This is a genomic window from Streptococcus sp. GMD6S, assembly GCF_000297015.1.
The window spans coordinates 20,331-28,256 of sequence record NZ_AJRH01000024.1; the positions used below are offsets into that span (position 1 = coordinate 20,331).

The following is a 7,926-nucleotide window of genomic DNA, read 5'->3' on the forward strand; positions in this document are numbered from 1 at the left end:
ATATACTAGAATAAGAGCGTAACTTTATACTAAATTCAGAAGGAGGCTTTATGATGGAGAAAAAGATTCATTATAAGATGCATAAAGTTAAGAAAAACTGGGTAGCCATTGCTTTGACTACCTTGGCCCTTATTGTAGCACCAAAGGTACTTGGTCTAGAATCAGGCGTTGTCCATGCGGATGATGTAAAGCAGGTTGTAGTTCAAGAACCTGCTACAGCTCAGACTAGTGGTCCGGGTCAGCAAACTCCAGCCCAAGCTAAAATAGCATCTGAGCAAGAAGCAGAAAAAGTAACCCCTGCAGACAAGGTGACAGACGATGTTGCTGCTAGTGAAAAGCCTGCTAAACCAGCAGAAAATACAGAAGCAACAGTTCAAACCAATGCTCAAGAGCCTGCTAAACCAGCAGATACGAAAGAAGCATCTACAGAAAAGGCTGCTGTTGCTGAAGAAGTTAAAGCTGCTAATGCAATCACAGAAACTCCTAAAACTGAAGTAGCAGACCAGAATAAACAAGCAAGGCCAACAACTGCCCAAGACCAAGAAGGCGACAAGCGAGAAAAAACGGCTGTTGAAGACAAGATTGTTGCAAATCCAAAGGTTGCAAAGAAAGATCGCTTGCCCGAACCTGCTCAAAAACAGGGAGCAATAGCTGAAAGAATGGTGGCAGATCAGGCTCAACCTGCACCTGTAAATGCTGACCATGATGATGATGTCCTATCTCATATTAAGACCATTGATGGTAAAAATTACTATGTTCAGGACGATGGTACAGTTAAAAAGAACTTTGCAGTTGAACTTAATGGTAGAATACTTTATTTTGATGCAGAAACTGGTGCCTTAGTTGATTCAAATGAATATCAGTTCCAACAAGGAACCAGCAGTCTCAATAATGAATTCTCCCAAAAGAATGCTTTCTATGGTACGACTGACAAGGATATTGAAACTGTAGACGGTTATTTGACAGCAGATAGCTGGTATCGTCCAAAGTTCATCTTAAAAGATGGAAAAACATGGACGGCTTCGACAGAAACAGACTTACGTCCTCTTTTGATGGCTTGGTGGCCTGATAAACGTACTCAGATTAATTACCTCAACTATATGAACCAGCAAGGTCTGGGAGCAGGTGCTTTTGAAAACAAAGTTGAACAAGCTCTCCTGACAGGAGCTTCTCAGCAGGTTCAGCGCAAAATTGAGGAAAAAATTGGTAAAGAAGGCGATACCAAATGGTTGAGAACGCTGATGGGTGCCTTTGTCAAAACCCAGCCAAACTGGAATATCAAGTCAGAGTCTGAAACAACTGGTACTAAAAAGGACCACTTGCAGGGTGGAGCTTTGCTTTATACTAATAATGAGAAGAGCTCTCATGCTGACTCTAAGTTCCGTCTGCTTAACCGTACCCCTACTAGTCAAACAGGTACACCTAAGTACTTCATTGACAAGTCAAACGGTGGTTATGAGTTCTTGCTCTCTAACGACTTTGACAATTCTAATCCAGCTGTTCAGGCCGAACAACTCAACTGGTTGCATTTTATGATGAACTTTGGAAGCATCGTAGCCAATGATCCGACTGCTAATTTTGATGGAGTTCGTGTCGATGCGGTGGACAATGTCAACGCAGACTTGCTCCAAATCGCATCTGACTACTTCAAGTCTCGCTACAAGGTTGGAGAAAGTGAAGAAGAAGCTATTAAGCATTTGTCTATCTTGGAAGCTTGGTCTGATAACGATCCTGACTACAACAAAGATACTAAGGGTGCTCAACTAGCAATTGACAACAAGCTACGCTTGTCCTTGCTTTATTCATTCATGCGTAATCTATCTATCCGTAGCGGAGTAGAGCCAACGATTACAAATAGTCTAAATGACCGTTCTTCTGAAAAGAAAAATGGCGAACGGATGGCTAACTATATCTTTGTTCGGGCTCATGACAGTGAAGTACAAACCGTTATTGCCGACATCATCCGAGAAAATATTAATCCAAACACGGATGGTTTGACCTTTACTATGGATGAACTCAAGCAAGCCTTCAAGATCTACAACGAAGATATGCGCAAGGCAGACAAGAAGTATACGCAGTTCAACATCCCAACTGCTCATGCTCTCATGCTCTCCAATAAAGACTCTATCACTCGGGTCTACTATGGTGACCTCTATACCGATGATGGTCAATACATGGAGAAAAAATCTCCTTACCACGATGCTATCGATGCCTTGTTGCGTGCTCGTATTAAGTATGTAGCAGGTGGACAAGACATGAAAGTCACATATATGGGTGTACCTCGTGAGGCTGATAAATGGTCTTACAATGGTATTTTGACTTCTGTTCGCTACGGTACTGGTGCCAATGAAGCAACAGATGAAGGAACAGCAGAAACCCGTACTCAAGGGATGGCAGTTATTGCTTCAAACAACCCTAACCTCAAGTTAAATGTATGGGATAAACTGCAAGTCAATATGGGAGCAGCCCACAAGAATCAATACTATCGCCCTGTACTTTTGACGACTAAAGATGGTATTTCCCGTTATCTAACTGACGAAGAAGTGCCGCAATCGCTCTGGAAGAAGACAGATGCTAATGGTATTTTGACCTTTGATATGAATGATATCGCAGGCTACAGCAATGTACAGGTTTCTGGATATCTGGCTGTTTGGGTACCAGTTGGCGCTAAGGCAGATCAGGATGCTCGTACAACAGCAAGCAAGAAGAAAAATGCTAGTGGTCAAGTTTACGAATCTAGCGCAGCTCTTGATTCTCAGTTGATTTACGAAGGATTTTCTAACTTCCAAGACTTTGCAACCCGCGATGACCAATATACCAATAAAGTCATTGCTAAAAATGTCAACCTCTTCAAGGAATGGGGAGTAACTTCATTTGAGCTACCACCTCAGTATGTATCTAGCCAAGACGGTACTTTCTTAGATTCTATCATTCAGAATGGTTATGCCTTTGAAGACCGCTACGATATGGCGATGAGCAAGAACAATAAATATGGTTCTTTAAAAGATTTGCTCAATGCTCTTCGTGCGCTTCACAGTGTCAATATCCAAGCCATCGCGGACTGGGTACCAGACCAAATCTATAACCTACCAGGTAAGGAAGTGGTAACAGCAACACGTGTCAATAACTACGGAACCTACCGTGAAGGCGCAGAAATCAAGGAAAAACTCTATGTAGCTAATAGTAAGACCAATGGGACTGATTTCCAAGGTAAGTACGGTGGAGCCTTCTTGGATGAGCTTAAAGCTAAATATCCAGAAATCTTTGAACGAGTACAGATTTCCAATGGTCAAAAAATGACAACAGATGAGAAGATTACCAAGTGGTCGGCTAAGTACTTCAATGGTACCAATATCTTAGGTCGTGGGGCTTACTATGTTCTTAAAGACTGGGCTAGCAACGACTATCTCACTAACAAAAATGGCGAGATAGTATTGCCTAAGCAATTAGTTAATAAGAATGCTTACACAGGATTTGTTAGTGATGCCAATGGTACTAAGTTCTATTCAACTAGTGGTTATCAAGCTAAAAATTCCTTTATCCAAGATGAAAATGGAAATTGGTATTACTTCGATAAACGAGGCTATCTTGTAACAGGTGCTCATGAAATTGATGGCAAGCACGTTTATTTCTTGAAGAATGGTATTCAACTTCGTGATTCTATCCGTGAAGATGAAAATGGTAATCAGTACTACTATGATCAAACTAGTGCCCAAGTTCTCAACCGTTACTACACTACTGATGGTCAAAACTGGCGTTACTTTGATGCCAAGGGCGTTATGGCTCGAGGTCTTGTCAAGATAGGAGATGGACAGCAATTCTTTGATGAAAACGGCTATCAGGTTAAGGGCAAGATTGTGAGTGCTAAAGATGGCAAACTTCGTTACTTTGACAAGGATTCAGGAAATGCTGTTATCAATCGTTTTGCTCAAGGTGATAACCCAAGTGATTGGTACTATTTCGGAGCAGATGGAGTTGCAGTGACAGGTCTTCAAAAGATTGGTCAACAAACACTTTACTTTGACCAAGATGGCAAGCAAGTCAAGGGTAAAATCGTGACACTTTCAGATAAGAGTATCCGTTACTTTGATGCCAACTCAGGAGAAATGGCGGTCGGCAAGTTTGCTGAAGGTGCCAAGAACGAATGGTATTACTTTGACAAAACTGGTAAAGCAGTGACAGGTCTTCAAAAGATTGGCAAACAAACACTTTACTTTGACCAAGATGGTAAGCAAGTCAAGGGTAAAGTAGTAACTTTGGCTGATAAATCCATCCGTTACTTTGATGCCGACTCAGGAGAAATGGCAGTCGGCAAGTTTGCAGAAGGTGCCAAGAACGAATGGTATTACTTTGACCAAACTGGTAAAGCAGTGACAGGCCTTCAAAAGATTGACAAACAAACACTTTACTTCGACCAAGATGGCAAGCAAGTCAAGGGCAAAATCGTGACACTTTCAGATAAGAGTATCCGTTACTTTGATGCTAACTCAGGAGAGATGGCAACCAACAAGTTTGTCGAAGGTTCCCAGAATGAGTGGTACTATTTTGATCAAGATGGAAAAGCAGTGACAGGCTTGCAGCAGGTTGGTCAACAGACTCTCTATTTCACGCAAGACGGCAAGCAAGTCAAAGGAAAAGTTGTTGATGTGAATGGGGTTAGTCGATATTTCGATGCCAATTCAGGGGATATGGCTCGAAGCAAATGGATTCAACTTGAAGATGGAAGTTGGATGTATTTTGACCGCGATGGTAGAGGTCAAAACTTCGGAAGAAACTAATCGAATTTAGCTCAATAAAAATCAAACTTTATCTGATGATATACAAAAACGATAACACCTTAAAAGGACGTTATCGTTTTTTGCCTGTTTGGAGAATAAATTACAATTGAAAAGAAAGAAGGAATCATTGGGAACTGTAATGAATTAACAAGGGACTCCATATTGGAATAATCTTTTTCTGCACTCTATTGTGGTATTCAAAGCAATGAGTATTCTATTTTTAAAGTTTGAAAATCCAAAAGCGTTTCGTTTGTGAACAATGACGCGGTTGTTAGTAGTTTCTATTCTTTAATTTGTACATTTGAGATAAGAAAGATTTTGCTTGATTATTTATAGAGGAGCTATTCTTCACAAAAAGGCTCCATAGATGCAATAGTGTTTTACTCTCTATATAAATTATAGAGCCGAAAAATCTAGGAAATCATCGCTTTTTTCATAAAAAAATGGTATAATGAAGGGTATGAAATATCACGACTATATATGGGATTTAGGTGGTACCCTATTGGATAATTATGAGACTTCTACTGCAGCCTTTGTAGAAACCTTAGCCCAATACGGAATAGAGCAAGAACACGACCGAGTCTACGAAGCTTTGAAGGTTTCGACAGCTTTTGCCATCGAGAAGTTTGCACCAAATATCGAGGGTTTTTTAGAGAACTACAAAGAAAATGAAGCGCGTGAGCTAGAACATCCAGTTTTGTTTGAGGGAATTCCAGAATTACTCAAAGACATTTCGGACAAGGGTGGCCGCCATTTCTTGGTTTCTCATCGAAATGACCAAGTACTAGAACTTCTTGCTAAGACCCAGATAGCGAACTACTTCACCGAGGTGGTGACTGCCAGTTCTGGCTTTAAACGGAAACCAGATCCTGAGTCCATGATTTATTTACGTGATAAATATCATATTACATCTGGTTTGGTCATTGGTGACAGAAATATTGATGTAGAAGCAGGTAAAGCTGCTGGCTTAGATGCCTATCTTTTTAATAACGTTGCGACATTGAGACAAGCAATAGACATGTAAGAAAAGGGAAAAAATGACAGAAGAAATCAAAAATCAACAGGCACAAGATTATGATGCCAGTCAAATTCAAGTTTTGGAGGGACTTGAAGCTGTTCGTATGCGTCCAGGTATGTATATTGGATCGACTTCAAAAGAAGGTCTTCACCATCTAGTATGGGAAATCGTTGATAACTCAATTGACGAAGCCCTAGCTGGATTTGCCAGTCACATCCAAGTCTTTATAGAGCCAGATAACTCCATCACCGTAGTGGATGATGGGCGTGGAATTCCTGTTGATATTCAGGAAAAGACAGGACGTCCCGCTGTTGAGACCGTCTTTACAGTTCTTCACGCTGGAGGAAAATTCGGCGGTGGCGGATACAAGGTTTCAGGTGGATTACACGGTGTAGGTTCATCAGTAGTAAACGCTCTTTCAACTCAACTAGATGTTCATGTCCATAAAAACGGTAAGATTCATTACCAAGAATACCGTCGTGGTCATGTTGTTGCTGATCTTGAGGTGGTTGGAGATACGGATAAAACGGGAACAACAGTTCACTTCACACCAGATCCAGAGATTTTTACAGAAACAACAACTTTTGACTTTGAAAAATTAAACAAACGTATTCAAGAACTAGCCTTTTTGAACCGAGGCCTTCGAATCTCCATCACAGATAAGCGTGATGGTCTCGAACAGACTAAACATTACCACTATGAGGGTGGGATTGCTAGCTACGTTGAATATATCAACGAGAACAAGGATGTGATCTTTGATACACCTATCTACACAGACGGTGAGATGGATGATATCACAGTTGAAGTAGCCATGCAGTACACAACTGGTTACCACGAAAACGTCATGAGTTTCGCCAATAACATTCACACCCATGAAGGTGGTACGCATGAGCAAGGTTTCCGTACAGCGCTGACACGTGTTATCAATGATTATGCTCGTAAGAATAAACTACTAAAAGACAATGAAGATAACCTAACAGGGGAAGATGTTCGTGAAGGTTTGACTGCAGTTATCTCTGTTAAGCATCCAAACCCGCAGTTTGAAGGACAAACCAAGACCAAACTGGGGAATAGTGAAGTAGTTAAGATTACCAACCGCCTCTTCAGCGATGCCTTCTCTGATTTCCTCATGGAAAATCCACAGATTGCCAAGCGTATCGTGGAAAAAGGGATTTTGGCTGCCAAGGCTCGTGTAGCTGCAAAGCGTGCGCGTGAAGTCACTCGCAAGAAATCTGGCTTGGAAATTTCCAATCTTCCAGGAAAACTAGCAGACTGTTCTTCTAACAACCCTGCTGAAACCGAACTCTTCATCGTCGAAGGAGACTCAGCTGGTGGATCAGCCAAATCTGGTCGTAATCGTGAATTCCAAGCTATCTTGCCAATTCGTGGTAAGATCTTGAACGTTGAAAAAGCTAGCATGGATAAAATCCTTGCCAACGAAGAAATTCGAAGCCTTTTCACAGCCATGGGAACAGGATTTGGTGCAGAATTTGATGTCACTAAGGCTCGTTACCAAAAACTCGTTTTGATGACCGATGCCGATGTTGATGGAGCCCACATTCGAACTCTCTTGCTAACCTTGATTTATCGCTATATGAAACCAATCTTAGAGGCTGGTTATGTTTACATTGCCCAACCACCGATTTATGGGGTTAAAGTTGGAAGTGAGATCAAAGAATACATTCAACCTGGTGCAGATCAAGAAATTAAACTCCAAGAAGCCTTAGCACGTCACAGTGAAGGGCGTTCAAAACCAACGATCCAACGTTATAAAGGTTTGGGAGAAATGGATGACCACCAATTGTGGGAAACAACCATGGATCCTGAACATCGCTTGATGGCGCGTGTTTCGGTAGATGATGCTGCCGAAGCAGATAAAATCTTTGATATGTTGATGGGAGATCGAGTAGAACCTCGTCGCGAATTTATCGAAGAAAACGCTGTTTACAGTACACTTGACGTCTAAAAAATGTGGGAAATAGTTCCCTTGGTTTAAAAAATATGATATAATCATTACGATTGTTTCTAGTATAAAAGGAGTTTGATATGTCTAATGGACAACTAATTTATCTAATGGTTGCAATTGCAGTCATTCTGATCTTAGCTTATGTAACAGCTATCTTTTTACGT

General features: G+C 41.1%; 3 protein-coding genes. All 3 read left to right on the top strand.

Annotated features, from left to right (window positions below; all coding sequences use genetic code 11):
- Window positions 1–50: 50 nt before the first annotated feature.
- The 3 genes from GMD6S_RS05410 (at window position 51) to gyrB (ending at window position 7,762) form a co-directional block, all read left to right on the top strand.
- Complete coding sequence (locus GMD6S_RS05410) at window positions 51–4,778, top strand: glycoside hydrolase family 70 protein (RefSeq protein WP_000970255.1); 4,728 nt, start codon at window positions 51–53, stop codon at window positions 4,776–4,778.
- A 460-nt stretch (window positions 4,779–5,238) separates the two neighbouring features.
- Window positions 5,239–5,802 carry an HAD-IA family hydrolase gene (locus GMD6S_RS05415; protein ID WP_008289140.1) on the top strand — a complete coding sequence of 188 codons (564 nt, stop codon included), beginning with the start codon at window positions 5,239–5,241 and terminating at the stop codon, window positions 5,800–5,802.
- A 13-nt stretch (window positions 5,803–5,815) separates the two neighbouring features.
- The gene (gene gyrB, locus GMD6S_RS05420; RefSeq protein ID WP_000134072.1) at window positions 5,816–7,762 is read left to right on the top strand and encodes a DNA topoisomerase (ATP-hydrolyzing) subunit B; all 1,947 of its coding nucleotides are present in this window, start codon (window positions 5,816–5,818) and stop codon (window positions 7,760–7,762) included.
- Window positions 7,763–7,926: the final 164 nt, after the last annotated feature.

What these genes read in the sequence shown, in the direction of transcription:
- GMD6S_RS05410 (WP_000970255.1), top strand. Translation starts at nt 51, where the DNA reads ATGATGGAGAAAAAGATTCATTATAAGATGCATAAAGTTAAGAAAAAC.
- GMD6S_RS05415 (WP_008289140.1), top strand. Translation starts at nt 5,239, where the DNA reads ATGAAATATCACGACTATATATGGGATTTAGGTGGTACCCTATTGGAT.
- gyrB (WP_000134072.1), top strand. Translation starts at nt 5,816, where the DNA reads ATGACAGAAGAAATCAAAAATCAACAGGCACAAGATTATGATGCCAGT.